This is a genomic window from Roseovarius sp. CAU 1744 (genome assembly GCF_039839345.1).
Lineage (GTDB): Bacteria > Pseudomonadota > Alphaproteobacteria > Rhodobacterales > Rhodobacteraceae > Roseovarius.
The window spans coordinates 140,403-166,082 of record NZ_JBDOQV010000001.1 but is presented as its reverse complement, the minus strand read 5'-3'; the positions used below and the strand labels follow the sequence as shown (position 1 = coordinate 166,082).

At 61.7% G+C, this 25,680-nt stretch carries 26 protein-coding genes; 8 read left to right on the top strand and 18 right to left on the bottom strand.

Annotation, left to right across the window (positions count from 1 at the left end; genetic code table 11):
- Positions 1-265 precede the first annotated feature (265 nt).
- Positions 266-1,243: an iron exporter MbfA gene (mbfA, locus tag AAFO92_RS00830; protein WP_347532537.1), complete on the bottom strand. Its 978-nt coding sequence runs from the start codon at positions 1,241-1,243 to the stop codon at positions 266-268.
- A 140-nt stretch (positions 1,244-1,383) separates the two neighbouring features.
- On the opposite strand from mbfA, the gene AAFO92_RS00825 reads away from it, so the two are divergent.
- From AAFO92_RS00825 to AAFO92_RS00805, 5 genes are all read left to right on the top strand, one after another.
- The gene (locus AAFO92_RS00825; protein ID WP_347532536.1) at positions 1,384-2,400 is read left to right on the top strand and encodes a C4-dicarboxylate TRAP transporter substrate-binding protein; all 1,017 of its coding nucleotides are present in this window, start codon (positions 1,384-1,386) and stop codon (positions 2,398-2,400) included.
- Positions 2,401-2,455: 55 nt separating this feature from the next.
- On the top strand, positions 2,456-3,085 hold the full coding sequence (locus AAFO92_RS00820) for a TRAP transporter small permease (RefSeq protein ID WP_347532535.1): 630 nt from the start codon (positions 2,456-2,458) through the stop codon (positions 3,083-3,085).
- Entirely contained in the window at positions 3,085-4,485 is a 1,401-nt protein-coding gene (locus AAFO92_RS00815) for a TRAP transporter large permease (RefSeq protein ID WP_347532534.1), read from the top strand. Before AAFO92_RS00820 ends, AAFO92_RS00815 begins: the two co-directional genes overlap by 1 nt.
- Before the next feature lie 288 nt (positions 4,486-4,773).
- Positions 4,774-4,932, top strand: a complete 159-nt coding sequence (locus AAFO92_RS00810) for a hypothetical protein (RefSeq protein WP_347532532.1) — start codon at positions 4,774-4,776, stop codon at positions 4,930-4,932.
- A 114-nt stretch (positions 4,933-5,046) separates the two neighbouring features.
- The gene (locus AAFO92_RS00805; protein ID WP_347532530.1) at positions 5,047-5,664 is read left to right on the top strand and encodes a TetR/AcrR family transcriptional regulator; all 618 of its coding nucleotides are present in this window, start codon (positions 5,047-5,049) and stop codon (positions 5,662-5,664) included.
- Between the two features lie 130 nt (positions 5,665-5,794).
- Here AAFO92_RS00805 and rplT read toward each other — a convergent pair whose 3' ends face one another.
- From rplT to pyk, 4 genes are all read right to left on the bottom strand, one after another.
- Positions 5,795-6,160 (bottom strand): 50S ribosomal protein L20, encoded by a 366-nt coding sequence (gene rplT, locus AAFO92_RS00800; RefSeq protein ID WP_347532529.1) that lies wholly within the window; start codon positions 6,158-6,160, stop codon positions 5,795-5,797.
- Positions 6,161-6,174: 14 nt separating this feature from the next.
- Positions 6,175-6,375: a 50S ribosomal protein L35 gene (gene rpmI, locus AAFO92_RS00795; RefSeq protein ID WP_085799545.1), complete on the bottom strand. Its 201-nt coding sequence runs from the start codon at positions 6,373-6,375 to the stop codon at positions 6,175-6,177.
- Between the two features lie 133 nt (positions 6,376-6,508).
- Positions 6,509-6,733: a hypothetical protein gene (locus tag AAFO92_RS00790; RefSeq protein WP_347532528.1), complete on the bottom strand. Its 225-nt coding sequence runs from the start codon at positions 6,731-6,733 to the stop codon at positions 6,509-6,511.
- Positions 6,734-6,769: 36 nt separating this feature from the next.
- Positions 6,770-8,221, bottom strand: coding sequence for a pyruvate kinase (gene pyk, locus AAFO92_RS00785; RefSeq protein ID WP_347532527.1), 1,452 nt, complete (start codon positions 8,219-8,221; stop codon positions 6,770-6,772).
- Between the two features lie 192 nt (positions 8,222-8,413).
- On the opposite strand from pyk, the gene AAFO92_RS00780 reads away from it, so the two are divergent.
- The gene (locus AAFO92_RS00780) at positions 8,414-9,154 is read left to right on the top strand and encodes an N-formylglutamate amidohydrolase (protein ID WP_347532526.1); all 741 of its coding nucleotides are present in this window, start codon (positions 8,414-8,416) and stop codon (positions 9,152-9,154) included.
- Between the two features lie 139 nt (positions 9,155-9,293).
- On the opposite strand, the gene AAFO92_RS00775 is transcribed toward AAFO92_RS00780, so the two are convergent.
- On the bottom strand, positions 9,294-10,595 hold the full coding sequence (locus tag AAFO92_RS00775; protein ID WP_347532525.1) for an ABC transporter substrate-binding protein: 1,302 nt from the start codon (positions 10,593-10,595) through the stop codon (positions 9,294-9,296).
- A gap of 166 nt (positions 10,596-10,761) precedes the next feature.
- On the opposite strand from AAFO92_RS00775, the gene AAFO92_RS00770 reads away from it, so the two are divergent.
- A complete protein-coding gene (locus AAFO92_RS00770) occupies positions 10,762-12,126 on the top strand; it encodes an NAD(P)/FAD-dependent oxidoreductase (RefSeq protein ID WP_347532524.1) in 1,365 nt (454 codons plus the stop codon).
- A gap of 399 nt (positions 12,127-12,525) precedes the next feature.
- On the opposite strand, the gene AAFO92_RS00765 is transcribed toward AAFO92_RS00770, so the two are convergent.
- The 8 genes from AAFO92_RS00765 to AAFO92_RS00730 all read right to left on the bottom strand — a co-directional run bounded on the left by AAFO92_RS00765 (position 12,526) and on the right by AAFO92_RS00730 (position 20,986).
- Positions 12,526-14,511 (bottom strand): TRAP transporter fused permease subunit, encoded by a 1,986-nt coding sequence (locus AAFO92_RS00765; RefSeq protein ID WP_347532523.1) that lies wholly within the window; start codon positions 14,509-14,511, stop codon positions 12,526-12,528.
- A complete protein-coding gene (locus tag AAFO92_RS00760) occupies positions 14,508-15,623 on the bottom strand; it encodes a TAXI family TRAP transporter solute-binding subunit (RefSeq protein ID WP_347532522.1) in 1,116 nt (371 codons plus the stop codon). Before AAFO92_RS00760 ends, AAFO92_RS00765 begins: the two co-directional genes overlap by 4 nt.
- 64 nt (positions 15,624-15,687) lie before the next feature.
- A complete protein-coding gene (locus AAFO92_RS00755; protein ID WP_347532521.1) occupies positions 15,688-16,878 on the bottom strand; it encodes a CoA transferase in 1,191 nt (396 codons plus the stop codon).
- Entirely contained in the window at positions 16,875-17,516 is a 642-nt protein-coding gene (locus tag AAFO92_RS00750; protein WP_347532520.1) for a glutathione S-transferase family protein, read from the bottom strand. Before AAFO92_RS00750 ends, AAFO92_RS00755 begins: the two co-directional genes overlap by 4 nt.
- 8 nt (positions 17,517-17,524) lie before the next feature.
- The gene (locus AAFO92_RS00745) at positions 17,525-18,274 is read right to left on the bottom strand and encodes an SDR family NAD(P)-dependent oxidoreductase (RefSeq protein ID WP_347532519.1); all 750 of its coding nucleotides are present in this window, start codon (positions 18,272-18,274) and stop codon (positions 17,525-17,527) included.
- Between the two features lie 118 nt (positions 18,275-18,392).
- Entirely contained in the window at positions 18,393-19,397 is a 1,005-nt protein-coding gene (locus AAFO92_RS00740; RefSeq protein ID WP_347532518.1) for a nitronate monooxygenase, read from the bottom strand.
- 215 nt (positions 19,398-19,612) lie between these two features.
- The gene (locus AAFO92_RS00735) at positions 19,613-20,791 is read right to left on the bottom strand and encodes an acetyl-CoA C-acyltransferase (protein WP_347532517.1); all 1,179 of its coding nucleotides are present in this window, start codon (positions 20,789-20,791) and stop codon (positions 19,613-19,615) included.
- A 12-nt stretch (positions 20,792-20,803) separates the two neighbouring features.
- Positions 20,804-20,986, bottom strand: coding sequence for a hypothetical protein (locus tag AAFO92_RS00730; protein ID WP_347532516.1), 183 nt, complete (start codon positions 20,984-20,986; stop codon positions 20,804-20,806).
- 283 nt (positions 20,987-21,269) lie between these two features.
- On the opposite strand from AAFO92_RS00730, the gene AAFO92_RS00725 reads away from it, so the two are divergent.
- Complete coding sequence (locus tag AAFO92_RS00725) at positions 21,270-22,157, top strand: LysR family transcriptional regulator (RefSeq protein WP_347532515.1); 888 nt, start codon at positions 21,270-21,272, stop codon at positions 22,155-22,157.
- Positions 22,158-22,337: 180 nt separating this feature from the next.
- On the opposite strand, the gene AAFO92_RS00720 is transcribed toward AAFO92_RS00725, so the two are convergent.
- From AAFO92_RS00720 to AAFO92_RS00705, 4 genes are all read right to left on the bottom strand, one after another.
- Complete coding sequence (locus AAFO92_RS00720; RefSeq protein WP_347532514.1) at positions 22,338-23,141, bottom strand: hypothetical protein; 804 nt, start codon at positions 23,139-23,141, stop codon at positions 22,338-22,340.
- Positions 23,142-23,353: 212 nt separating this feature from the next.
- Positions 23,354-23,743 carry a VOC family protein gene (locus AAFO92_RS00715; RefSeq protein ID WP_347532513.1) on the bottom strand — a complete coding sequence of 130 codons (390 nt, stop codon included), beginning with the start codon at positions 23,741-23,743 and terminating at the stop codon, positions 23,354-23,356.
- A gap of 15 nt (positions 23,744-23,758) precedes the next feature.
- Entirely contained in the window at positions 23,759-24,661 is a 903-nt protein-coding gene (locus AAFO92_RS00710; RefSeq protein ID WP_347532512.1) for a LysR family transcriptional regulator, read from the bottom strand.
- 19 nt (positions 24,662-24,680) lie between these two features.
- A complete protein-coding gene (locus AAFO92_RS00705; protein WP_347532511.1) occupies positions 24,681-25,679 on the bottom strand; it encodes an SMP-30/gluconolactonase/LRE family protein in 999 nt (332 codons plus the stop codon).
- Position 25,680 lies beyond the last annotated feature (1 nt).

The window sequence follows — 25,680 nt, the reverse complement described above, 5'->3', positions numbered from 1 at the left end:
AGGGCGCGCGTCAATCTGTTTGAAACTGGTCCGTGTTGGCCGAGGTGACTATTCGCGCCGGGCTCTTGGCAGCGGGCGGGCTCTCCGATCTTGCGCGCAACCAGGTCCGTAACCTGCCGCGCGCTCGCCTGTCGGCGGGCTTGTAGTTGCACGGCGCGCTGGCGGCATGGATGATGGCTGCTTCTTCGTGCGGCTACGTCATCGGCGACTATCTGAGGCGTATCGGATCGGTCAACGTGACCAACCGGACGAAGGGCGTGCAGGGTCAGCCCGATCCGATCAATACGCCCGCGCCGAACACCAGCGCGCCGCCAAGCACCACCTGGAATGCCGCCCGGAAGAACGGAGTTTCCATGTAACGGTTCTGGATCCAGGCAATGGCCCAGAGCTCGATGAAGACGACGATGATCGCAATAATCGTAGCGGTCCAGAAATCGGGGATCAGGTAAGGCAACGCATGGCCCAGCCCGCCGATCGTGGTCATGACACCGCTGGCCACCCCCCGCTTGATCGGGCTGCCGCGGCCCGACAACTCGCCATCGTCACTCGCGGCCTCGGTAAAGCCCATGGAAATGCCGGCACCGACCGAAGCGGCCAACCCCACGAGGAAGGTGGTCGAGGTATCCTGGGTGGCAAAGGCGGTGGCAAAGATCGGGGCCAGGGTGGACACCGAGCCGTCCATCAGACCGGCCAGCCCGGGCTGCACCCATGTCAGGACGAACTGGCGCTTGGCGGTGTTGTCTTCGGCCTTGCGCGCGTCGGGGTCCAGATGTTCCTCTTCCAATTCTTCGGCGCGGACCTCGTGACCGGCCTCGGCTGCTGCAAGGTCGCCCAGCAATTTCCGGGTATCGGCATCCGATGTCCGCGCGGCGGCCTTGAGGTAGAAGCGTTCCGCGTCCCGTTCCATGGCGGCTGCCTCTTCCCGGATCCGCTCCAGCCCGAGATTCTCGACCAGCCAGACGGGGCGGCGGGCGTAGAAACCGGCGACATGTTCGCGGCGAATAAGCGGAATAACCTCGCCAAATCGCCGCTGATGCAGCTCGATCAACCTGCCGCGATGGCCGTCTTCCTCCTCGGCCATGCCATCAAAGACCTGTGCTGAATCGGGATAGTCGGCACGCAGCATTTCAGCATAGCTGCGGTAGATGCGTGCGTCATCCTCCTCGGATGAAATGGCAAGCGCCAGAATTTCCTGCTCGTTCAGGTCGGAAAACCGACGACGCGATATTACACCGGGAATCATGGCGGCCCCTCATTAGAATGGTTCTAAATTAACAACCGCACTGCCGGGATCAAGGGGCTTTCGGCACCCGGTGGTCAATCGGGAATGAATCGCTAAACTCGTCACGGGAAATAACCATGTGATTCTAGGGAGGAATGAAAATGCACAAGTTTCTCGGCGGCGCAGCGGCCGCGGCCATAACCCTTGCCTTTGCGAGCGAGGCGTTGGCGACGGAATGGAATGTCTCGCTCTGGGGCAAGCGCCGGGCCTTTACCGAGCATGTTGAGAAATTGGCCGAACTCGTCAGCGAGAAGACGGGCGGCGAATTTACCCTGAACATCAGCTATGGCGGGCTTTCCAAGAACAAGGAGAACCTGGACGGGATTTCCATCGGTGCGTTCGAGATGGCGCAGTTCTGCGCGGGCTATCACCGCGACAAGAACCGCACGATCACGGTACTGGAACTGCCGTTCCTGGGCGTAAGCAACCTGGACGAAGAGGTTGCCGTCAGCCACGCGGTCTATGCCCACCCGGCGGTACAGGACGAGTTGGCGCAATGGAACGCCAAGCTGCTGATGACCTCACCAATGCCGCAATACAACATTGTCGGCACCGGCGAGCCGCGCGACAAGCTGGCTGATTTCGAAGGCATGCGCGTGCGCGCGACCGGCGGTCTTGGCAAGGCGTTCGAGGCGATCGGCGCCGTCCCCACGTCGGTAACCGCGACCGAGGCCTATCAGGCGATGGAATCGGGTACCGTCGACACGGTGGCCTTTGCCCAGCACGCACATCTGAGCTTTGGCACGATCAACCAGGCCGCCTGGTGGACCGCCAACCTGAACCCGGGCACCGTCAACTGCCCCGTGGTCGTCAATATCGACGCCTATGAATCGCTTTCGGATGCCGAACGCGAGGCGCTCGACAGCTCGATCCCCGAGGCAATCGACCATTACCTGACCAACTATGGCGAGTTGCTGGCCAAGTGGGACGGTATCCTGGAGGAAAAAGGCGTGAAGAAGGTCGAGATCAGCGAGGACGAGCTGGCGGCATTCCGTGCAAAGGCCGCCGACCCGATCCGCGCCGCCTGGATCGCCGACATGGAGAGCCAGGGCCTGCCCGGTCAGGAACTCTATGACCTGGTCGTGAAGACGCTTGAAGAAACCCGTGGCGGAAGCTGACGGATCATCGGGGCCGTCCGTTACCGGGCGGCCCTGCTGACGACCGGCATAACATATGGCAGGTACTTCAACTGTATTGCAGGACGATGGCTGGCTCAGCCGTCTGGATCGCGGGCTGCTGAAGCTTGAGCGCTTCTTCGCGCTGCTAAGCGGCGTTGCGGCCTTTTCGCTGATGTTTCTTGCGGCCTATTCGGTCAGTGGCCGCGAGTTTTTCGAATCTCCGCTGCCCGGTTACGTCGACTGGATCGAGGCGCTGATGCCGCTGATCGCGATCATGGGCGTGGCCTATGTGCAGCGCGAGGGCGGGCATATCCGCATGGACATTCTGATCGGCGTGCTGCGGGGCCGTGCGCTGTGGGCGGTCGAACTGCTGACCGTCACGCTGATGCTGGTGCTGATGATTGCGCTGGTCTGGGGCAGCTGGTCGCATTTCGACCGCAGCTTCGACATGACCAAGCCGCTCTGGAGCCGTGACAGCTCGATTGATATCGGCCTGCCGATCTGGCCGACGAAACTGCTGGTGCCGATCGCGTTCTCGGTCCTGTCGCTGCGGCTGGCGTTACAGGTCTGGGCCTATGCCCGGGCACTGGTGCTGGGGCTTGAGCGGCCCGTGGCGGTGCCGCTACACCGTTCGGTCGCGGAACAGGCCGAGGCCGAGGCACACCAGCTGGAAGGGGCGGATTGATGGGATCCATCGAAATTGGCCTCTGGGTCACGGCGGGCATGTTGGCGCTGGTCGTGCTGGGGATGCGGGTGGCCTTTGCCGCCGGTCTTGCAGGCTTTGTCGGGCTGGTCTGGCTGCGCTGGAACGGGTTCGACTATGACCCGGCACGGTTCGGCAAGGCGCTGGAGATCAGCGTCAAGGTCGCGGGACAGGTGCCGCATTCCAAGGTATCGGCCCACGCGCTGAGCCTGATTCCGACCTTCATCCTTATCGGCTACCTGGCCTATTACGCGCGGCTGACCACGGCGCTGTTTGAAGCCGCCAAACGCTGGATCGCCTGGGTGCCGGGGGGGCTGGCGGTGTCGACCGTGTTTGCCACGGCCGGATTTGCGGCAGTGTCGGGGGCCTCGGTGGCGACGGCGGCGGTCTTTGCCCGCATCGCCATCCCCGAGATGCTGAAGATCGGGTATAACAAGCAATTCGCCGCCGGAGTCGTGGCGGCAGGCGGCACGCTCGCGTCGCTGATCCCGCCTTCGGCGATCCTGGTGATCTACGCGATCATCGTTGAACAGGATGTGGGTGCGCTGCTGCTGGCCGGGTTCATTCCGGGCGCGTTTTCGGCGGTGATCTATGCGCTCTTGATCATCACCATCGCGGTATTGTTCAAAAGCGTCGGCCCGCCGGTGGGTGGGTTCACCTGGGGACAACGGATGACCGCGCTGCTGCCCGCCCTGCCCATTGTCGCGGTGGTCGTGATCATCATCTTCTTCGTCTACAACCCGTTCGGCGATGCCTGGGGAACACCAACCGAGGGCGGCGCCGTGGGGGCGTTCATCGTCTTTCTGATGGCGCTGGCGCGGGGGCTCAGATGGGCGCAGCTGAAGGAAGCGCTGATCGAGACCGCCAAGCTGACGGTGATGATCTTTACCATCATCTGGGGCGTGCTGATCTATGTGCGTTTCCTGGGCTTCGCCGATCTGCCCGGGGCCTTTGCCGACTGGATCACCTCGCTGGAGATGGCGCCGCTGCTGATCCTGGTCTGTATCCTGCTGGCCTATGCGGTGCTGGGCATGTTCATGGATGCCATCGGGATGCTGCTGTTGACCCTGCCGGTGGTATACCCGGCAGTGATGGCATTGAATGGCGGCGAAGCGGTCAGTGCCGCCGACAGCGCCTTTGGCATGAACGGCACGATGTGCGCCATCTGGTTCGGGATATTGGTGGTGAAAATGGCCGAGTTCTGTCTGATCACGCCGCCTATCGGCCTGAACTGTTTCGTGGTTGCCGGGGTCCGCGATGACCTGTCGGTGCAGGATGTGTTCAAGGGCGTGACACCGTTCTTCATCGCCGATGCGATCACCATCGCGCTGCTGGTTGCCTTCCCGGCGATTGTCCTGTGGCTGCCCAGTCAGGCGATGTGACCTGAGGTGATTCAGCCGCCACCAAGTGACACCCAGCGCATCGCGTGACTCGCGCTGACAATGCCCTGGGTGTCGGCCTCCCGGGCTGACATTCCGCTCATCTGACTTTACGTCATCGGATCATCTGAAATTTTTCAGATGCCGCAGGTCATTGTAAAATATCACGAAAATGAATTTCTGTAACGTTGCGTCAAAAAAGTGAACTATTTAGTTTATTTCCTGCTTGAAAACTGAACCGAACAGTTTATTTCTGCAAATATGAACTGAACGGTTCAGAAAGGAATCGACATGAAAAACGCACTTATCGCATTCGCACTCGCCCTGACTTTGAACGCCGCACCGGTAACGGCACAAGGCCTAAACATGGGGTCGCTGACCCCGACCATGGACTTTCCCGAACCTACGTCCGAGCCGGTAAGCAAAGATCACTCGACCCTCAACAATTGATGGTCTTTCCAAACGGGCGGCAGGGCGATCAGATCGCCCTGCCCGTCCTTGCGGATTTGCTTGCGGCAGGTACCCGGACCTGACAGACTGGGGCGGCCCAGTGGGAGAACGTGCATGACGGCAATGGCCGCTGAGATCAAGAAAGGCAGGAAATTCGAGCAGGTACTGGAAGGTGCGCGCAGCATCTTCATGCGCGACGGTTTCGAAGGGGCCAGCGTCGATGACATCGCCCGCGCCGCCGGCGTTTCGAAAGCCACGCTTTATAGCTATTTCCCCGACAAGAGGTTGCTGTTCTCCGAAGTCGCACGCATCGAATGCAACCGGCAGGCCGAAGAGGCGTTGGAGGTGATCGGTGTCGGCGCGCCGATAGATACCGTCCTGCACGAAGCCGCCAGCCGGATCGTGCGGTTTTACCTGTCCGGGTTCGGACAGCAGGTTTACCGCATCTGTGTTGCGGAAGCGCACCGTTTTCCCGAACTGGGGCAAAGATTCTACAAGTCGGGCCCGGCGCTTGTGCGTGACAGGATGAGCCAGGTGCTGACATCTTACGTGGAAAGCGGCGTCCTGAAGATCGACGACATGGACCTGGCCGCGAACCAGTTTGGTGAACTGTGCAAGAGCGACATGTTCGTGCGCTGCCTTTGTGGCCTCGATTGCGACGTGACCGAGGAAAATATCGAGCGTGTCGTGAACGGCGCGGTCGAAATGTTTCTGGCCCGATATCGCGCCTGAGGTTTCGCAGGATCCGAACCAGTTGCCGAACGCTGACGATCCCATCCGGACACGCCGGCACCGCGCCCACAACAAGAAACGCCGCCGGTTGATAACCAGCGGCGTTCTTTTTGTCCCTCGGGCGACTGACTTATTGCGCCAGTGCGGCCTTTGCCTGATCGACGATCGCGCCGAACGCGGCCGGTTCATGCACGGCCAGGTCGGCCAGCACCTTGCGATCCACCTCGACCCCGGCCAAGTTCAGCCCGTTGATGAAGCGCGAATATGTCAGCGCCTCGTCATGGCTGCGCACGGCCGCGTTGATACGCTGAATCCACAGGGCGCGGAAGTTGCGCTTGCGGTTCTTGCGGTCGCGGGTAGCGTATTGATTGGCCTTGTCGACGGCCTGTGCGGCCACCTTGAAGGTGTTCTTGCGACGTCCGTAATAGCCTTTGGCGGCCTTGACGACTTTCTTGTGACGGGCGTGGGTAACGGTCCCACCTTTAACGCGTGACATCTGTCAGATCCTCCTTAGCGACTATAGGGCATCATCGGCTTGATGATACCTTCATCAGCCTTGCTGAGCGTGGTGGTGCCACGCGCATTGCGGAGAAACTTGTTGGTGCGCTTGATCATGCCGTGGCGTTTGCCCGCCTGGGCGGCCACGACGCGGCCACTGGCCGTCACTTTGAACCGCTTCTTGCAGCTCGATTTCGTCTTCATCTTGGGCATTTCCGGCTCCTCTTTGGTCAGTCGGTCGAAACGCACGACTCGGCATGCCACTTGGCCGGACGCGCGCGTGAGAGGCGCCGTATACGCGCCATCGCCTGTTAACGCAAGGGGGATTCGGAATGGTCTGCGGCGATCACGGGGTGAATCGCGCGACGACGCGCACGAAGGCCTCGGGGATATCCATGATATCGAACTGGCCGGGCTTCTGGCTGAGTGCCCATATGGTCAGCGATCCGCCCAGGAGGATGGTCAATGCAGCCACCCGCGGCGCGCGACCTTCGGAAAAGGCCGACACGATTGCCGGCACTGAAAAGACCAGCAGAACGATACCCAGAACAAGTGCCAGATCGGCGTCCATGATGCGCGTCCCCAACGGATACTCTTGCGAAACAGTTTACCCGCGTTCGTGGGAATAAATCAAACTTTCCTGACAGGGTGCAACCCTGAGGATATTCGTGGTGCCCGGCACGTTGAAAGGCACACCAGCAGTCACCACGATCTGATCCAGCGCGCTGGCATAGCCCTGGGTTCGCGCCGCGCGGGCTGCGTTGATCACCGCCATCTTGAACCGCTCCAGCTTTTCGGTGAGCACGCAATTCACCCCCCAGCTGAGGCCCAGCCGGCGGGCGGTGTCCATCTCGGAACTCAGCGCCAGGATCGGTACGCGCGGGCGTTCCCGCGCCGTCAGCAGGGCCGTGGTGCCCGATTGGGTGAAACAGCAGATCGCCTTGATGTCCGTGGTTTCGGCAATTTCCCGGGCGGCGGCAACGATACCATCCGCCACCGATGTGCGGGTGGCCTTGCGCGAGGCTTCGATGATCTGGGTGTAGGTCGGGTCATCCTCGACCTCGCGGGCGACATTGTCCATGGTCGTGACCGCCTCGATCGGATAACTGCCGGCTGCCGATTCCGCCGACAGCATGATGGCGTCGGCGCCCTCGTAGATCGCGGTGGCCACGTCTGACACCTCGGCGCGGGTTGGCATCGGGCTTTCGATCATCGATTCCAGCATCTGCGTGGCCACGATCACCGGCTTTGCCGCCGCGCGGCAGGTGCGGACCAGGCGTTTCTGGATCGGCGGCACATTCTGGACGGGCAGTTCCACACCCAGATCGCCGCGCGCCACCATGATCCCGTCCGAGGCGGCCAGAATGGCGTTGAACCGTTCCACCGCCGAGGGCTTTTCGATTTTCGACAGGATGGCGGCGCGGCCGTTGCACAGCTCGCGCGCCTCCTGCACATCCTCGGGCCGCTGCACAAAGCTGAGGGCCAGCCAGTCGATGCCCAACTGGCAGACGAATTCGAGATCGGCGCGGTCCTTCTCGGACAGCGCGGCCAGGGGCAGCATCACGTCAGGGACGTTCACACCCTTGCGGTTCGAGATCGTGCCGCCCGCCACAACCACGCACTCGGCGAAATCCTTGCCGCATTCGGTCACTTTCAGGCGAATCTTGCCATCATTGACCAGCAGCTTCGCGCCGGGTTCCAGGGCGGCGAAAATCTCGGGATGCGGCAGGCAGACACGGGTCACGTCGCCTTCCTTTTGGTCCAGGTCAAGCCGGAAGCTCGCACCGTTTTCCAGGTCTTCCTCGCCCTTGGCAAAGGTGCCGACGCGCAGCTTCGGCCCCTGCAGATCGGCCAGGATCGCGATCGGGCTGTTCAGATCCTTTTCCACCTGCCGGATGATCCGGTGCTTTTCCACGATGCCCTCATGGGCGCCGTCGCTATGGCTCATGTTCAGGCGAAAGACATCGGCGCCGGCCTCATGCAGGGCGCGGATGGTGTCATAATCCTCGGAGGCGGGGCCAAGGGTGGCCACGATCTTGACATTGCGGTGGCGTCTCATGCGTCTGGTCCTGCTCTCTTCCTGCGCCCAAGCGTCGGGCGAAACCTAGGTGTGTGTCAACGGGTCTGTCGGGAATGCCGTTACGGAATACGGTTTTGACGTTATCGCTAACAAATTATGCGCCCCTTATTACCCAATTCACATTCCCCGGCAACTGTCCTAGAGGAGGGTGCACAGTAACAAGACAACCCGATGACATATCAACCTTACCTGATCGAGGGGGGCGATCGCCCTGCCCGGTGGCTGGTCACCTGCGACCATGCGACGAACCTTGTGCCGGATTCCGTGAACAATGGCACGCTGGGATTAGCCGCAGAGGATATGGCCCGCCACATCGCCTATGATGTGGGCGCGGCAGGCGTGGCGCGGGCCCTGGGGCGGCTGCTGGATGCGCCGGTAATCTGCTCGAATTTCTCGCGGCTGGTGATCGACCCCAACCGCGGCGAAGACGACCCGACCCTGTTGATGAAACTCTATGACGGAACGATTATCGAGGGTAATCGGCACGCCGACCGGGATGAGCTAGAGCGCCGTCTCAACCGGCTCTACCGGCCTTACCACACGGCGTTGTCGGAAATGGCCGCGCGGCAACCGGATACGATCATCTGTTCGGTTCACAGTTTCACGCGGCAGTTTGTCGGCCGACCGCCGCGCCCGTGGCATGTGGGCTTGCTCTATTCGGTGGATGAGCGTTTGGCGCGGCCCTTGCTGGCGCGGTTGAATGCCGAGGCCGACCTGTGCGTCGGCGACAACGAACCCTATAGCGGTCATCTGGCGGGTGACACGATCGCGCGCCACGCCATTGCCTACGAACGCCCCAATATCCTGTTGGAGCTGCGCAACGACTTGATCGACACCCCCAAGACGCAGGACCAGTGGGCCACCCGGCTGGCGCCGATGCTGACCGAGGCGGCGGAAAAGGCCGGGGTCTGATTACATCGTTGTCGACCGGGCCGGAGACCGGTCAAAAGCCGCTCCGCGGAGATGGGCCGTTGTTCAGGAGATGTCAGCGCGCCGCGCGTGGTCGTAATTTTCGCGGCCTCCGGGGGTTCCAGAAGGCCAACCAAGCCATCTAGCTGCCCAGCGTCCTTGCGCCCAGTTCCAGCGCGACCCCCGACCGTTTCAGGCGCTGCTGCCACATCTGGCCCAGGTCCAGCATCTCGGCCTTCAAGAGCTCGCTATGTGCCGCCAGCCACGCGGGCACCGACCCGAATTCGACGATCCGCGCCTTGCCTTGCTGCACCGTCACCACCGGCCAGTCACCAACCAGGGCATTGTTGATACCGAAAATATCCCGCCCCCACCATTCGGCGGGGCCAAAGGCGTGGGTGACATGGCCCAGTTGTTTCATCGCCGCCAGAACAGAGACCGGGTTGACCGTACCGGCCTTTTCCACCGCCGCGTGCCAGATATCCAGGATGGCCGCGTATTCCCAGCTTACTGCGCTCCAGCTTCCGGGGTATCGGCTGTTGTATTCCTCGTAGAACAAGTTGGGCTGGTTGAAGAAAAACGCCTTCTCGCGCAACGCAGGATCGTCGAAATCGGGGAACTGGAACACCATCCCCTCCATGAAGTCCCGGCTGGTTTTCTCGACCAGCGCCGCATAGTGATCCAGGGTGCAGGACAGGATCTGCCCCGTGTAACCCTGGGCATAGGCGTATTCCGTCATCGCGTGGACCATCGGCGTGTAGCTGGTGCACCAGCACAGGATGTCCGTGTTCGCGTCCAGCATCGGCTGCACGATCGCCGCCACATCCCCGCCCTCGGCCGGATACTGCACCTCTTTCGCAACGCCGATCCCCGCGGCCTTGAACGCAGCGCGGTAGGTGGCCAGCGACGGTAGCCCCATGCCGTCGGTCTGTGCGCACATCGCCACGCTCTTCAATCCGGGCCGCGTGCGCGCAAGCCAGTCCACGCCGGTGACGACATAGATCGGGTGCACCTCGCTCGGGGCGATCAGGTAGGGCGTGTCGGGGCTGAGGTCGCTGGGCAGCAGGGTCGAGGTCAGAATACGCCGATCCCCCAGGAAATCCGCCACGGCGGCAAAACTGTCCCCGCCCAGCATCATCATCAGCTTGATGTCATTTTCCTGCACCAGCCGCTTGGCCCCGTCGCGTGCCGCGTCCGGGCCATCGCCGCAATCATGGGCATGAATACGGATCGGATACCGCCGCCCGTCGATCAGCAGGCCACCGGCCTGGTTCAACCAGCGTTCCCAGATCCGGCACCCGTGCAGCCCAGGCAGACCCCAGGATTCGACCTGGCCACTGAGCGGCGCCAGAAACCCGATATCGACAGTCTTGGCCATTCCGACGGACAGCCGCGGCATCGCGCCGGAAATCGCCAGACGTTGGGCAAAGCTAGATGAGTCCATGATTTTCTCTACACCTTTCAACCCGGACGCCCAACAAGACAGCGACGTGTTTGGCGCCTTCAGGCATTTTATGTTGACATATTGGTCCCATTTTGGATTATTAAAAGGAACCAAAAGAACCAAAGCAAGCATTTTGGTTCATGCCAATCCAGGGAGAACGTCAAAAATGTCAAAGAAGCGCGTTGCAATCATCGGGGCGGGGCCATCAGGGCTGGCACAGCTCAGAGCCTTCCAATCCGCCGCGAAGAAAGGCGAGGATATCCCCGAAATCGTCTGCTATGAAAAACAGTCCGACTGGGGCGGATTGTGGAATTACACCTGGCGCACCGGCGTGGACGAAGACGGTGAGCCCTGCCACTGCTCGATGTACCGCTATCTTTGGTCGAACGGACCAAAGGAGGGCCTGGAGTTTGCCGATTACACCTTTGATGAGCATTTCGGCAAGGAAATCGCCAGCTACCCGCCCCGTGCGGTCCTGTTCGACTATATCAAGGGCCGGGTCGAGAAGGCCGGGGTACGCGACTGGATCCGGTTCAACAACGTCGTGCGCGATGTCCGCTATGATGACAAGACCGGCAAGTTCACCGTGCGTGCCCGCGACAGCAAGGCCGACAGCGAATCCGAGGAAGATTATGACCACTTGATCGTTGCGTCGGGCCATTTCTCAAGCCCCAACGTGCCGTATTACCCCGGGTTCGAATCCTTCAACGGGCGTATCCTGCACGCGCATGATTTCCGCGATGCCCGCGAATTCGCCGGCAAGGACATCCTGATCCTGGGTACGTCCTATTCGGCCGAGGATATCGGCTCGCAATGCTGGAAATACGGCTGCAAATCCGTCACCGTCTCGCACCGGACCGCGCCGATGGGCTTTGACTGGCCGGAAAACTGGCAGGAGGTACCGGGCCTGATCAAGGTCGAAGGCCGCACCGCTCATTTCAAGGACGGGACCAGCAAGGAGATCGATGCGATCATCCTCTGCACCGGCTACAAGCACCACTTCAATTTCCTGCCCGACGATCTGCGCCTGAAGACCGCAAACCGGCTGGCCGCCGCAGACCTCTACAAGGGCGTCGTGTGGAACAAGAACCCCCGGATGTTCTATCTGGGGATGCAGGACCAGTGGTACACGTTCAACATGTTCGACGCGCAGGCCTGGTGGGTGCGTGATCACATCATGGGCAAGATCGCCCTGCCCGATCAGGCCGCGATGGAGGCCGACCCCAAGGCGCGCGAGGCCGCCGAGGATGCGCTGGAGGACGACTATGCCTGCATCGCCTACCAGGGGGCCTATGTGCAGGAGCTGATCGACGAAACCGACTATCCCAGCTTCGATGTCGAGGCCGCGAACCAGGCCTTCTACGAGTGGAAGAAGCACAAGAAGAAAGGCATCATGACTTTCCGCGACCACGGCTATACCTCGCCGATGACCGGCAAGAAGGCCCCGGCGCACCATACCCCGTGGAAAGACGCGCTGGACGACAGCCTTGAATCCTATCTGCAAACCGAAAAGCAGACTGAAAGCGCCTAACCTCCCGCCGCACCGGCCATCAACGGGTTCTGTTCCGGGCCGGTGTAGCTTCCCCTAGCGGACCTGCGCCCCGCGGCAACCGTCGTCGGGGCGCCTTTTTGTCCGCTGTCAGGTCATTTGCGACGGATGAGCGGTATCGTGGTTGGCGGTGCCGGTCCATCCGTGATTGAGTCGCTGCGCCTTCGGTCTTGTCGCGCAAGGTCCGCGGCATGGTGCCGGGACCAGGCGTGAAACGGCTGGGCGCGCTGATATACGTTCCTTTACCCAACCGCGCGCAGACCGAACCAAGGGCCTTCTGTCGACCCTTGGTCGAAAGGGCTGTACCGACACAGATCCGGCACAGCCCTTCCCTGATCCGGGACGATCAGGCATCTCGCCCCCCCATCCCGTAGGCCTCAATCACAGCTCTCTGGTTTCCGGACGGGACTGGTCCACGTAAATCTCCGGCCGCCCCCGTGTTGCCCATGCCAACCCGAAACCGATCAGCAACAACACCGCGCCCACCTGATCGGCCCGGGCGACGGGCAAGACCAGTCCGCCTGCTGCCGTCAGCAACAGAATCCGGACCGGCCAGATCATGGCACCAACTCCGTAAAGGTGGTTTTCTGCCACACAGGCCACGATCACAAGAGCAAGGACCGCGGTGCAGGCGGAAAACAGGATATCCGGTGTCTCGCCCTGCAGGATCAGGGTTGGCTCCAACACGAAGAGAAACGGCAGGACAAATAGCACCGCGCCGATCCGCAGAGAGGTCAGCCCCGTCTGAATGGAGCTCGCTCCGGCGAGGTTCGCCGCCGTAATGGCGGCAAGCGCCACCGGCGGCGTGATATAGGACAACATACCCCAATAGAGGATGAACAAGTGACTGGCCAAGGGGTTCAGCCCGGCCTGCACCAGGGCCGGCGCAAGCAGGATCGACAGAAAGATGTAGCACGCGCTCACCGTCATCCCCATGCCAAGCACAAAGCTGGTGATGGCCCCCGCGATCAGCATCAGCGGTATGCTGCCTCCTGCCAGCAGGAGCAATTCACGCGAAAACGCCCCGGCCACGCCGGTATAGGACAGGCCGCCCACCACCAGGCCGATACCCGCCAGAATGGCCACCAGATGGCTCACCGAACGGCCGATCTCAAGCACCAGATCACGCAGCTGCTTCAATCCGAAATCGCGTTTGGGGTCCAGTAGGCAGACCGCAATCACGATCAGGGCCGCGTAATACGGGGCCTGTCTTTCAATCCGCAAGCCAAGCAGAAACCAGATCAATATCCCGAGGCTCAGCAGATAGGGCCAACCTTCGCGCAGGGTCTCGGACAGGCGCGGCAGTTTCTCGTCGGGAAGACCGCTCAGCCCGGTTCGCGCGGCAAAGCAATCGACCTGCAACAGCAGCGTAAGATAGAACAGGATTGCGGGTAACAGAGCGGCAATCAGGATCGTGCCGTAAGAGACGCCAAGAAAGGACGCCATGATAAAGGCGACCGCCCCCATCACCGGCGGCATCAAAGTGCCACCTGTCGAGGCACAGGATTCAACCGCCGCGGCGTAGTGCGCGGGATACCCGTTGCGCTTCATCGTTGGGATCGTGATCGCGCCGGTGGTCAGGATATTCGAGATCACGCTGCCGGATAAAGAGCCCATGATCGCGCTGGACAGGACCGCAACCTTGGCCGGCCCGCCCCGCCGCTTGCCCATCAGAGCCATCGAAAACCGCATGAAGAACGATCCGCCGCCTGTCACGGTCAGGACCGCCCCGAAGGCAACAAAGCCGATCACCAGGTTGGTGACGACATCCATGGGGATACCGGTGATACTCTCGGTGCCCAGAGCATGGAGGCGCACGGTTTCGATCAGGGAATAGCTCGATCCCCAAAGAAAGCCCGGCATCCCGTCTGCGTAGATCGGATATAGGCCAAAGAGCGCGGCCGTGGAAAACAGGATCCACCCGCCTGTGCGGCGGACGCCCTCCAGCACCATGACCAGCAGGATGCAGGCCGCCGTACTGGGCAGCGCGGGCGCATAGAATTCCCATCCCTGCTCGATCATCGTCAGGCTGTTCATCCCCAGATAACCGGCCGAGCTCAACGTCAACCCGACCAGGACCCAGTCATAGAACGGCACCTTCCCAGCATCGGTCTGCCTGGCGGGACAGGTCAGAAAAGCGGCCGATAGAAACACCCCGATAATATAGTAGATCGTCGCGTTGCCGATTGGCTGGAACCGACCCAGGGGAAAGACGAATACGGCGTTCAGGGCAACAAGCATCCCGAAAGCAGTCAGCGACAACAGGGCAAAAGCCGCGAAACCGTGAATGCGGCTTTCGCTCGTGGCGGCGCCGGGAAAGGCGTTGGCCTCTCCCGGCTGCCCCGCGGACATGTCCTGACCGGTCATTTCAAGAGATCGGCGCGATGGTCATGCCAGGCGGATTTGAACGCCTCTTCGGACAGATCCTTGTTTGCCTCGGCAAAAGCTTCCCATTCGGCAAGGATCTTCGTTTCGCGTTCGATCCGGGCCTTGTTCCACGCCTCGGCCTCTTCCGACCACATGCCCTTCTCTGTCAGGTATTTCACCGCGCCCTCGTGAAACGGCGCGTCGATCGGCGGCGTCGCGGCCTGGTCCAGGCTCCAGCGGCGGCTGGCAAAGGTGGCGTCCTTGTAGATCTCGAAGGTTTCGTCCATCGCCTTGGTCAGCGCATAGACTTCGTCCACGGACATATCTGTACGCACCGTCAGCACCGGATAGCGGTAGCCCGCAGCCTCGATGCTATCGCCGTCCTTCAGACCGGCGCCCACGCTTTCCTTGTAGGGCGACAGGATCGGCAGAACCGCACTCATGCGTTCCCAGCCCTCGGCATTATCGGCCGGCAGCGGCACATAGCTGATACCGCGCGGGCTTTCTGCCAATTCATAGAGCCCACCGGTGGTCGTCACCACACAGGCGGCGTCAGCACGGCCTTCGGTCATCGCCGAGATGGTGTCCTTGTAGGCCGGCAATTCCAGCAGCTCCAGATCATCATAGCTCAGCCCGCCGAAAGCCAGCATCGCAGCGCATTTGGAATTGACCGAGGAATTCCCGATCGGCATGGCAAACCGCTTGCCCCGCAGATCCTCGACCTGGCTGATGCCGGCATCCTTGGCGGTGGCGATCACGAAGGACGAGAGCCGCCCGGCAATGGCCCGCACAGGTTGAGGGCCCCTATCGGGTGTGGCGTAGTCATAGATGCCCTCGGAGGCGAAATAGACTTCGTTTCCCAGAAAACCGACATGGGCGCGGCCTTGCAAAACGGGGTCAATGCGCCCGATCGCGCTGCTGGATGGTTGGATCCGCACGCGCGTGCCATATTGCTTGCCCAGTGCGTCAGCGATGGCCGACGCTTCGCTGTGCCCGGCCGATCCCACGTGATACGTGGTCCAGATCATCGTGGCCGGCAGGCCGTCTTCGGCCATGGCGGCACCGCCACACAATGCGGCCAGAACCGCTCCTACGACAAGTGACTTCCTCATGTTCTCCTCCTCCTTGAACATAGTGAATGTGCTTGTTTGCCCGTGCCCCGGTCGACTTTCCGGGTCAGGCGATGGATTTCTTCCCGCTCGGATTGGCGATCGTGTCTGGGTTCACTCCAAGTTCGTTCAGGATGTTTTTGGTGTGTTCTCCGAGAGCGGGAGCTTGTGTTATGGGTTTTGGTTTGTGGTTGCTGAACCTTGCGGCGCTGCGGGCCTGGCGTACGGGGCCGAGGCCTTGCTGGTTGATGACCTGGACCACGTCGTTATGCAGCACCTGCGGGTCGTCGAAGAGCTGGCGCCGGCGCAGGACGGGTGCGCAGGGCACGTCATGGGCTTCGAGCGAGGCCAGAAGCGGCGCGGTCTGCTGGGTCGAGACGACCTCTTCGATCAGTTCGAGCCGCTCCTGGCGGTTGATCTCGCGCTGGCTGGGGGTTGCAAAACGCGGGTCGTCTATCAGGTCGGCCCGGCCCATCGCCCGGCACAGGCCGACCCATTCCTTGTCGGAGATCGCGCCCACGGTCACGAAGCCGTCCGCGGTGGGGAAGATCATGTCATGGGGCGTGTTCGAGGCGTCCTCTTCCTGCCCCACGACCGCCACCGGCGCCATGCCGTCGACCCAGTTGAAGTTCAGCATCGCATCCAGCATCGAGATTTCCACATGCTGGCCCTTGCCCGTCACCGACCGGTTGTAGAGCGCGGCCGAGACCGCCTGGGCAGCGTAGACGGCGGTGATCTTGTCCACGACCACCGAGCGGATCATCTTGGGGCGTCCCGTCAGCGGGTCGGACTGCATGTCGGCCAGCCCCGACAGCGCCTGGACCACGGGGTCGTAGACCCGCTTCTTCGCATAGGGGCCGCTGGGCCCCACGCCGCTGATCGACAGGTAGATCAGCCCGGGATTGCGGCGCAGCGCCTCCTCGGCGCTGAACCCCAGCCGCTCGGCCACGCCGGGGCGGAAATTCTGCGCAAAGACATCCGCCTCTTCGATCAGCCGCCACAGGATTTCGCGCGCGCTGCCGTCCTTGAGGTCCAGCGCGACGGACCGCTTGCCCCGGTTGCAGGACACGAATGCCGGGGTGAAGCCCGCCACCTTGCCGCGCGCGCGCATGATGTCGCCGGTGGGCGGCTCGACCTTGATGACATCCGCCCCCTGGTCCCCCAGAATGCCGGTAGAGCAAGGCCCCGAGATCACCGATGTCACATCAACGATCCTGATCCCGCCAAACGGTCCGTTCTGCTGCATGTCATTTGTCATGTGTGGTTCGCTTTCATGGCTGCCTGAAAGGCGGGTCTGCCCGTCAGTCTTTGGAAATAGTCGTCAAACCCCGCCGGACGCTCGACCCCCATGCGGTCGGCGAACCGCAGGCAGGTCACAAGCAGGATGTCGGCAAGGGTGAAGGTTTCGCCCAGCAGGTAGGGCGCCCCGCTCTGGATCTGGCGCGCGGGCTTGCAGAGCATACGCAGGAAGTACTCGCGCGCCACCTTGACCGCGACCGGCGCCAGGCCGTAGATCTCGTGCAGGTCGTGGTGCCGCCGGATCGTGTAGAGCGAGGCCGCGTCAAGCTCGGTCGAGATGAAGGACATCCACTCAAAGAACCGCGCCCGATCAGCGGCGCCCTGCGGGATCAGCCCGGGGGCGCGGGCGGCGTAGGTCTCGCCCAGAAACAGCATGATCGCCGTACTCTCCACCAGCGTAAGGTCGCCATACTGAAGCGCCGGCACCTTGCAATCGGGGTTGATCGCCCGGAAATCCGCCCGGTCCATGGCCGGGGTGCGCGGCCTGATCGGCCGGCACTCGTAGTCGATCCCGAGCTCGTGCATCACCCAATGGGCCCGCAGCGTGCGGACAGTCCCCACGCCCCACAGGATCGGTGTCACGCTCTGCCCCGACATGCCCGCCCCTACCAGTTCTCGCCATAGGGCCGCAGATCCAGCTCGTGGGTCCAGGCATCAGGGCTCTGACCGTGCACCGCAAGGAATGTCGCGGCAATGCTGTCGGGCTTGACCAAGATATTCTCCTCATCCACGTGGTCGTCGCCGAACTTCTTGCGGCGGCGCTCGTGAATGGCGGGCATGTCGACGCCGGCATCGATGACGACATGGGCCACATGCACACCCCGGGGGCCGACCTCGCGCGCCAGGCTCTGCGCCAGGGCACGCAGCCCGTGCTTGGCGCTGGCAAAGGCACCAAAGCCCGCCTTGCCGCGCATGCTGGCCGACGCCCCGGTGACCAGAATCGTGCCCCGGCCGCGCGGCACCATGCGGGCCGCCGCCTCGCGCATCGCCAGGAAACCGCCGAAACAGGCCAGTTCCCAGATCTTGCGGAACATCGTCGCCTTCGTTTCCAGGAACGGAAACGGAGAATTCGATCCGGCATTGTAAAGCGCCACCTCGATCTCGCCCATCTCCGCCTCGATCCGGTCGAAAAAGCCAACCACCTGCGCCTCGTCGCGCGCATCCAGCGAAACCGCGTGCATCTCGTGCCCCTCGGCCGCCAGCTCCGCGACCAGCGCCGAAGACTTCTCCGCATCGCGCCGCGCGATCACCACCCGGTACCCGGCCCGCGCAAAACACCGCGCAAATGCCGCCCCGATCCCATCGCCCGCACCAATCGCAACAGCCACCTGTGCCCGCCCATTCGCAGAAGCCATCACCGTCCTCCCCTCGTCATTCCCGTCTCTCAAACAAACTATACATAAATGCAAATTCGCATTGTTACGCCCAATTTCCGATTTTTAATATTCACATGTGAAGGCTTGAGGTGGATGGTCAGGCAACCGCGCCCAGCCGAGAAAATGCACCCAAGGCTTCTGCTTCCAACCGCTTCACGATCGTCGCGAAGGGCTCGACCTTGTCAACGAAGCCAAGCGCATGGCCCGCAGACAGGATCCCGCGCGACACGTCGCCCGTCTCGTAGGCCTTGCGCCCGATCTTGCCCGAGACATGTTCCATCAATCCGCCAATGCCGATCGCCGGATTTTCCCGCTCTAGCCGGGACACGATCATCGTGGTTTCGTTCCTGAGACTGCGCACCGTGTTACGCACCGATTGCATCGTCAGTTCGGTATCCAGTTCGGAGGCATTGATCAGCGCCTGTTTGTAGCCGGGATGTGCCTGCAGCTCCTCGGACACCAGGAAACGCGTGCCCATCACCACGCCCGAGGCGCCCATGGCCAGCGCGGCGATCACCTGTTTGCCATGGCCAAAACCACCGCCGACAAGCCAGGGAATGGTCAGCCGTTCACCGGCAAGACCGGCATTGACCATGCTGCCGACCATGTCCATGCCCGGATGTCCGCCGCATTCCGCACCCACGATTGACACCATGTCGACGCCCACCTGCTCGGCCTTCACCGCATAGCGCAGCGAAGGCACCTTGTGCAGTGTGATAATGCCGGCATCCTTGAGGATCGGCATGAACGCTTCGGGGCTGCGGCCCGAAGTTTCCACAAAGCGCACGCCCTCATCGGCAATGAGACGAAATGTCTCTTCGGTCTTCTCGCCCGGCACCAGCTTGGGGATCATCGAGACATTGACCCCGAAGGGCGCGCCTTCGCACATCTCGCGGCAGCGCCGGATTTCGGCGCGCAAGCCCTCCAGTTCGGGAAAGCTGGCGGCGGTGATAAAGGAAATGATCCCCGCGCGCCCGGCGGCTGAGACATAACCGGCATTGGCCAACCACTGCAGGCCGCCGGCAACCACAGGCAGCCTGGTGCCATAGGTCCGGGTGACAGGGGTGTCGAATATTGGCGGCCGCGCTACTGTCTGGTTCACACTCACTCTCCTTTGCGGAAGACGGGGGTTTCTTTGTTCAAGATGGCGCTCATGCCCGTCTGGGCGTCATTTCTGCCGAGAACCTGGGGCATGGCACGGCGCAGCATTTGCAGCCGCCATGTTCGCGGGGCCAGGTTGGTGCCTGCCCGCCGCGGATCGCGGCGCGAATGGCATCGTTGTGCTGACTGAAGGACAGATCCATCCTGGTGCCGTACCTAGAAAATTTCGAACAGGCCTGCGGCCCCCATGCCGCCGCCGATACACATGGTCACAACCCCCAGCTTGGCGCCCCGGCGCTTGCCCTCGATCAACAGGTGGCCGGTCATCCGGGCACCGGTCATGCCAAAGGGATGGCCGATCGAGATCGAGCCGCCATTGACGTTGCAGATCGCGGGATCGATTTCCAGCCGGTCGCGGCAATAGAGCGCCTGGCTGGCGAAGGCTTCGTTCAGTTCCCACAGGTCGATGTCCGAGACCTTGAGCCCATGACGCTCCAGCAGGCGCGGCACCGCAAAGACCGGGCCGATGCCCATCTCGTCCGGCTCACAGCCCGCCACCACAAAACCCTTGAACGCTCCCAGCGGCTCGATGCCTTCGCGTGCGGCAATGTCGCTGTCCATCAGCACCAGGGCCGCCGCCCCGTCGGACAGTTGCGAGGCGTTGCCGGCGGTCACGAAATGCGCATCGCCACGCACCGGGGCCAGGCCTGCAAGACCCTCCCGTGTCGTGTTGGGGCGGTTACAGTCGTCCATGGCAAAGGTGACTTCCTTGCGTGTCACCTCGCCGGTTTCCTTGTCCTTGAATGCCTGGGTCACGGTGATCGGGACGATCTCGTCATCCAGTTTACCCGCCGCTTGGGCGGCTGCGGTGCGTTGCTGGCTTTCCAGTGCCAGTTCGTCCTGCGCCTCTCGGCTGATGCCATACCGTTTGGCGACTACGTCCGCCGTCTCGATCATCGCCATGTAAATTTCGGGCTTATGCTGTTCGAGCCACGTCTCGCGCGATTGCGGCGGACGGGTCGGCGGCATCTGGCTGATGCTTTCGACACCTGCACCAATCGCCGCCGGGGCACCTTCCATCACGATGGCGTGGGCGGCCATGGCCACGGTTTGCAGCCCTGAGGAACAGAACCGGTTCACGGTGCTGGCCGATGTCGTCACCGGCAAACCCGCGCGCAACACGCATTGCCGGCCGATATTGGCGCCGGTCCAGCCTTCGGGATAGCCGCAGCCCATGAACACCTCCTCGATCATGTCCCCGTCGATGCCCGCACGTTTGACGGCATGTTCAATGGCGTGGCCGCCCATGGTCGCCCCGTGGGTTTCGTTGAAGGCGCCGCGGTAGGATTTGGCCAGGCCCGTGCGGGCCGTCGATACGATGACAGCTTGTTTCATCTGTTGATCTCCTCAGGTGTTCCGGCTGGCGAAGGGCCGACCCTCTTGGGCCAGGTTTTCAAGTAGCGGCGCCGCCTTCATTGGTCCTTCGAATTCCTTGATGTCGGCCCCGGCGGAAAATCTCCGGCCGGCGCAGATCACGACTATGGCCTTGGCCTTGCCATCGGCCAGCGCCGCACGGAATTGCGTCAACATGTCGGACCGGACCCGCGTCCGACAAGGTTTTGGATTGCCAGGCCTGCGTGGATTTCGTTTTGCGCATTCACAGATGGCCTCCCAATTCATCTGACTCCCGTTGACGCTCGATTGGCGCCTTTGGCGGCATGATGCACATTCTTTTTTGACAGGGAACTCTGTAGTTGGTATATTATTCATTCAAATATGAATGATCTCGCCCACTATGTTTTGATCGAGTTGCTGCAATATTCGGGGGGAAATAACGTCATGGTTCCGACTTGCTGTGGTGTTTGGAACATCAATGAATGAGCCGCTGGACTGGAACGGGGTCCGGGATTTCCTTGCCGCTGTCGAAGTTGGCAGCCTGACCCAGGCCGCTGTGGGGCTGCGGATCAGTCAACCCACGCTCAGCCGACGCATCGCCGCACTGGAAGAACAGCTGGGCGCCCAGCTTCTGGTGCGTGGGCCGCGGCATTTCAAGGTGACAGAGGCCGGCAAACGCCTTCAGGCGATCGCGCAGCAAATGCAACTGAGCTCCAGGAAAATCGAGAGCGATGCGTGGGATGGCGGTAACCTGCTCGGTGGAACCGTGCGGATTTCGGCGACGGAAGCCGTCACCAATGCCTGGCTCATTGACCAATTGCCGGGATTCGCCGCGACCTATCCGGAGATTTGCATCGAGATGGTCACCGACAACAGGCTGACCGACCTGCTCAATCGCAATTCGGATGTCGCCATCCGCCTTATCCGCCCAACACAGAAGGAATTGATTGCCAAGAAGGTGGGAATGATGAAGGTGGGGTATTTTGCCTCTGTCAGCTATGTGGAACAGTTCGGCGCCCCCCGGACCATCGCGGACCTCGCAGAGCACCGCACCATTGCAATCGAGGGCGCGCGCAGATTCGCCTCTGAGGTGGAAGCCGTCACAAGAAACGGAAACACGGCGCTGCGTCTGCGCAATGTTCTGGGAGTGATGCGGGCGATCAAGGCCAGCCTTGGGATCGGCCCGGTCTATTGTTTCCACGCTGAGCAGCAGAATGACCTGGTCCGCGTCCTGGAAGATGTACCCATGATCGAAATGGAGGTCTGGCTGACGGCGCATCCAGAACTACAGGAAAACCCGAGCATACGCGCTGTTTATGATTACCTGGCCCAGTGTTTTGCAAACCAGAAGCCGCTGTTTAGCTGAGCTGCATCATAACGGGCGATACTGGAACGGGCGAATGTCGCTCCCCCTGAACGACCGAATGGTCTGTTCAAGACGTGGGGCAAGGCGGCCTGTATGTGTCATGTCATCAGATTTAAGGATCGGTAGCACCACGCGGTGACCCCGTTGGCCACTTGCTGTGCCGTGGATGCCAAGCCCCTGTTAGATGGGTGTGGTTCCATCTTTATTCCGCGGCTTGCGGGGTGCCAAGTTCATGGCACCGGCAATCAGAGCCGTGCACAGGATGGCGAAGCCCAGCCGCCCGAAAAGCACCGTGGTGAAATCAGCACCCAGCGCCACCAACAGCAACGTATCTTCGATCAGCGCATGGGCAAAGCCAAGAAAGATGCAGGACAGCCATAGTTGACGAGGGGATATCTGGCCGCGCTCTGCACTGCGCTTCAGCAATCCCCCTCCGAAGGCGATACCGGCGATCAGCCCGACCGATGTCATTTCCACGGCTTCGTTCCTTAGCCCTGCCAACCGAAGAAGCGGCGCAGCGACATGTTGGAACAGTCTCGCTGCTCCGGTCTTTTCCATCACATGCAAACACGCAATCAGCAGCGCGAGAATGACGTAGATTTTCAAGAGCATCTTGACCAGGCCAAGCCAGAAGCCGTCCTTTCCAGCTGAGAAAACGTTCTGACTCAGTGTTGGCTGGATCGGTTCTGCCAGCCAACCGGTCGCATCGAAGACCAGCCTGAGAATCCCGGCAAACAGCATGGCCCCCGCAAGGCGGATCAGCACGGTCACGATGAAACCGGCACCGACAGAGCGAATGACGGATTGTTCCAGCGGCAAAGCATGCGCAATCAGCAACAGCCCCGAGAACACCGTGAGGTCAGCGACAGTCAGCATCTGCACCGGGACAACGGTAAAGAGGATCGCGGCTGCGCCCCATATCGAGGTCAGAAGACCCGTGAGCCAGACAAGCCCCATCTCGGGCGGCAAGCCGAAGACGCCCATGAGCGGCCGCAAGAGCGGCGCAACATGCTCGATCACACCTAACCTCGACAGCAACTCGACGGCGATAGAGACCGGGACGATGACCCGCGCAAGGCTGAGGAAAGTCGAGTTGACGTCCCCGATCCAAGTCCGCATCCCCCGCAGGTGGCCGGACGTTCTGGGGCCGTTTCCGCCTTGCCAGATGGACGCCAGATACTTGCGAGCGCTGGCCCTCATCCGTTGCTGTAGTTCGACAGTTCCAGCAGGTTCCCGTCCGGATCCCGGATGTAGACGGACTCTATCGCCCCGGTCGCGCCGGTGCGTGCAACGGGCCCTTCTTCGATCTCGATACCGGCACGGCGCAGTTCGGTCTCAACGCGGTCGATCGGATCTTCGGTAATAAGGCAAAGGTCGGCCGATCCCGGCCGGGGCGTCTGTGCCTTGGGCTCGAACTCATGTCCCGCTTGATGGAGGTTGAATTTCTGCTCGCCGAACCTGAGCGCCTTGCGGCCCGCGCCGAAGGTCACGACCTCGCACCCGAGGACTTCGTGGTAAAAGGCGCAGGTCCGATCAATATCGGCGACGGTCAATACAAGATGGTCGAGGCTTTTCAGTGTGATCATTTCCTGGTCTGTCCTTCAGGGTTTTTGGGGGCGGCTGTGCCCGGTGAGATATTCGAACATCACCTGGCTGGCGCGCCCGAGTTGAACGCCAGGCTTACGCACGAGCAACAGCTCGCGTTCGGCCCAGGGCTCGGCGATTGGAACCATGGTCAGCTTGCTGTCCCGGGAGGCATCCAGCACCGCCCCATGCGGCAGGATCGCGACGCCCAGATGTGCTTCGACCATCCGGCGAACGCCGTCAAAGCTCATCACCTGCACGCGGGTTTTCGGCATGCGGCCCTCGATCTCGGCTTTTGCATCCACGTAGGCCTGTATCGAGCTTCCATCCTGCAGAGAAACGATATCCTGGTCGAGAATATCGCCCAGCGAAACGGATGACCGGCTTGCCAGCGGGTGGCCTTCCGGAACGGCCAGCACCAGCGTGTCGCGGCGATACAGCGTGGCGTCCAGGTCGCCCGGATTCGTCAGACCGGAACAAATCCCCAGATCCGCGTGCCCCATGCGGACTTGGGCCATGACATCGGTGCTGAACATTTCAACGAGCTTGATCCTTACACCTGGGAAATCGTTGACGAACTCCGCAAGGTCTTCCGGCAGGAACTGAGTAATGCTCGATGTGTTTGCGGCGATTCTGACAACCCCCTTGAGACCGTCGGCGAAGTCCTCCATGGCCTGGTCCATCCGCGCAACACGGTTGAGCAGCCCGGACACGTGGACCAGAAATTCCTCTCCTGCCGGGGTAAGTTCCACCCCCCGCCGCTGGCGGTAGAACAACGCGGTGCCAATCTGGATTTCCACGTCGGAAATTCGACGGCTTACAGCCGAAGCGGCGATGTTGTGAAGCTCTGCCGCACCAGCGATGCTCCCGCTTGAAACCACGGATTTGAAGAGCAGGAGTGACTGCAGGTCGTAGTTCAATGGATCCTCCGGGTTGAGCTCAGAAGGGGTCGCCCCACAAAGGAACCTCGACAGTCCAATGCAGGGGCTTTCGGCCGGACAGGCCGATCGAAAGGACGGGTAGGGATTCCCCAAGCAAGTTTCCGCACACTATCTTGTCGAAAAGCTCGCCGGCAAATGCAATGCTCGAGATGTTGCGAAACACCGAAGTCGGGGCCGTGTCAAAGTGCTTGCGCCCCATCTCGCCCTGATCAAGGGCAGCTTCGACCTCGTTCACCCAGTCTTCGTCCCTTTCGCGCGCAACAACCGACCATGAACCATCGGGTGTGACCCTGATCAGTTCGTTCGAGACGATGCACGCGCATAGCAGCGCCCCGTCGCTGTCCAGCTCGATGCCGTCCACGAATGCACCGCGCGGCAGCGTTGCGAAGGTTTCGGTGTCGCCATGCACCCCCGCCTCGTCAAGCCGGATGCGGCTGACTTTCTGCCCGAATGTCTCGCTGATATAGAGCCACCCGCCTTCCAGGTCCGGACGGATTTCGTTGGTATAGTGCAGCCCTTCGACCACTATTCGCATACCGTGGCTGTCGATCACTCCGACATAGCCGTTCGTCACATCGCGCCGATAGGCGCGGTCGCGCGGGCTGCATGTAGAGCTGACCGTGAACCAGATGCGCCCGGCTTCATCCAACGTTACGAAATTGACGGGCGGCGCAGCTCCGGATGCCGCGCAGCGATGGAACAGGCGCATGCCATCCGGGTCGACCTCGAGAAGCCCGCCGGCATCGGAAATGTTGGCCACCAGAAAACTGCCATCGGGGCGCAGGGCGATGCCGTTGGGCACAACAGGCAGGCCGCCGATCTGTTGGGCCCCGGCCAGCAGAAACTGCCGCCCATCCGGCAGAATACGCGCGACACCGTGGCCTTTGTGCGAGACGAAGATGTCGCCGCTTGAGGTTGTCAGGACGGATTCGGGGCGGGAAAGGCCGCGCCCGACCGTGGTCACGCGATCCAATAGGCGAGTGTTGACCTTGCCCATA

Bases quoted from the DNA above. Each gene is read 5' to 3' on its own strand.
- mbfA (WP_347532537.1), bottom strand. From the start codon at position 1,243: ATGATTCCCGGTGTAATATCGCGTCGTCGGTTTTCCGACCTGAACGAG.
- AAFO92_RS00825 (WP_347532536.1), top strand. From the start codon at position 1,384: ATGCACAAGTTTCTCGGCGGCGCAGCGGCCGCGGCCATAACCCTTGCC.
- AAFO92_RS00820 (WP_347532535.1), top strand. From the start codon at position 2,456: ATGGCAGGTACTTCAACTGTATTGCAGGACGATGGCTGGCTCAGCCGT.
- AAFO92_RS00815 (WP_347532534.1), top strand. From the start codon at position 3,085: ATGGGATCCATCGAAATTGGCCTCTGGGTCACGGCGGGCATGTTGGCG.
- AAFO92_RS00810 (WP_347532532.1), top strand. From the start codon at position 4,774: ATGAAAAACGCACTTATCGCATTCGCACTCGCCCTGACTTTGAACGCC.
- AAFO92_RS00805 (WP_347532530.1), top strand. From the start codon at position 5,047: ATGACGGCAATGGCCGCTGAGATCAAGAAAGGCAGGAAATTCGAGCAG.
- rplT (WP_347532529.1), bottom strand. From the start codon at position 6,160: ATGTCACGCGTTAAAGGTGGGACCGTTACCCACGCCCGTCACAAGAAA.
- rpmI (WP_085799545.1), bottom strand. From the start codon at position 6,375: ATGCCCAAGATGAAGACGAAATCGAGCTGCAAGAAGCGGTTCAAAGTG.
- AAFO92_RS00790 (WP_347532528.1), bottom strand. From the start codon at position 6,733: ATGGACGCCGATCTGGCACTTGTTCTGGGTATCGTTCTGCTGGTCTTT.
- pyk (WP_347532527.1), bottom strand. From the start codon at position 8,221: ATGAGACGCCACCGCAATGTCAAGATCGTGGCCACCCTTGGCCCCGCC.
- AAFO92_RS00780 (WP_347532526.1), top strand. From the start codon at position 8,414: ATGACATATCAACCTTACCTGATCGAGGGGGGCGATCGCCCTGCCCGG.
- AAFO92_RS00775 (WP_347532525.1), bottom strand. From the start codon at position 10,595: ATGGACTCATCTAGCTTTGCCCAACGTCTGGCGATTTCCGGCGCGATG.
- AAFO92_RS00770 (WP_347532524.1), top strand. From the start codon at position 10,762: ATGTCAAAGAAGCGCGTTGCAATCATCGGGGCGGGGCCATCAGGGCTG.
- AAFO92_RS00765 (WP_347532523.1), bottom strand. From the start codon at position 14,511: ATGACCGGTCAGGACATGTCCGCGGGGCAGCCGGGAGAGGCCAACGCC.
- AAFO92_RS00760 (WP_347532522.1), bottom strand. From the start codon at position 15,623: ATGAGGAAGTCACTTGTCGTAGGAGCGGTTCTGGCCGCATTGTGTGGC.
- AAFO92_RS00755 (WP_347532521.1), bottom strand. From the start codon at position 16,878: ATGACAAATGACATGCAGCAGAACGGACCGTTTGGCGGGATCAGGATC.
- AAFO92_RS00750 (WP_347532520.1), bottom strand. From the start codon at position 17,516: ATGTCGGGGCAGAGCGTGACACCGATCCTGTGGGGCGTGGGGACTGTC.
- AAFO92_RS00745 (WP_347532519.1), bottom strand. From the start codon at position 18,274: ATGGCTTCTGCGAATGGGCGGGCACAGGTGGCTGTTGCGATTGGTGCG.
- AAFO92_RS00735 (WP_347532517.1), bottom strand. From the start codon at position 20,791: ATGAAACAAGCTGTCATCGTATCGACGGCCCGCACGGGCCTGGCCAAA.
- AAFO92_RS00730 (WP_347532516.1), bottom strand. From the start codon at position 20,986: ATGTTGACGCAATTCCGTGCGGCGCTGGCCGATGGCAAGGCCAAGGCC.
- AAFO92_RS00725 (WP_347532515.1), top strand. From the start codon at position 21,270: ATGAATGAGCCGCTGGACTGGAACGGGGTCCGGGATTTCCTTGCCGCT.
- AAFO92_RS00720 (WP_347532514.1), bottom strand. From the start codon at position 23,141: ATGGGCGTCTTCGGCTTGCCGCCCGAGATGGGGCTTGTCTGGCTCACG.
- AAFO92_RS00715 (WP_347532513.1), bottom strand. From the start codon at position 23,743: ATGATCACACTGAAAAGCCTCGACCATCTTGTATTGACCGTCGCCGAT.
- AAFO92_RS00705 (WP_347532511.1), bottom strand. From the start codon at position 25,679: ATGGGCAAGGTCAACACTCGCCTATTGGATCGCGTGACCACGGTCGGG.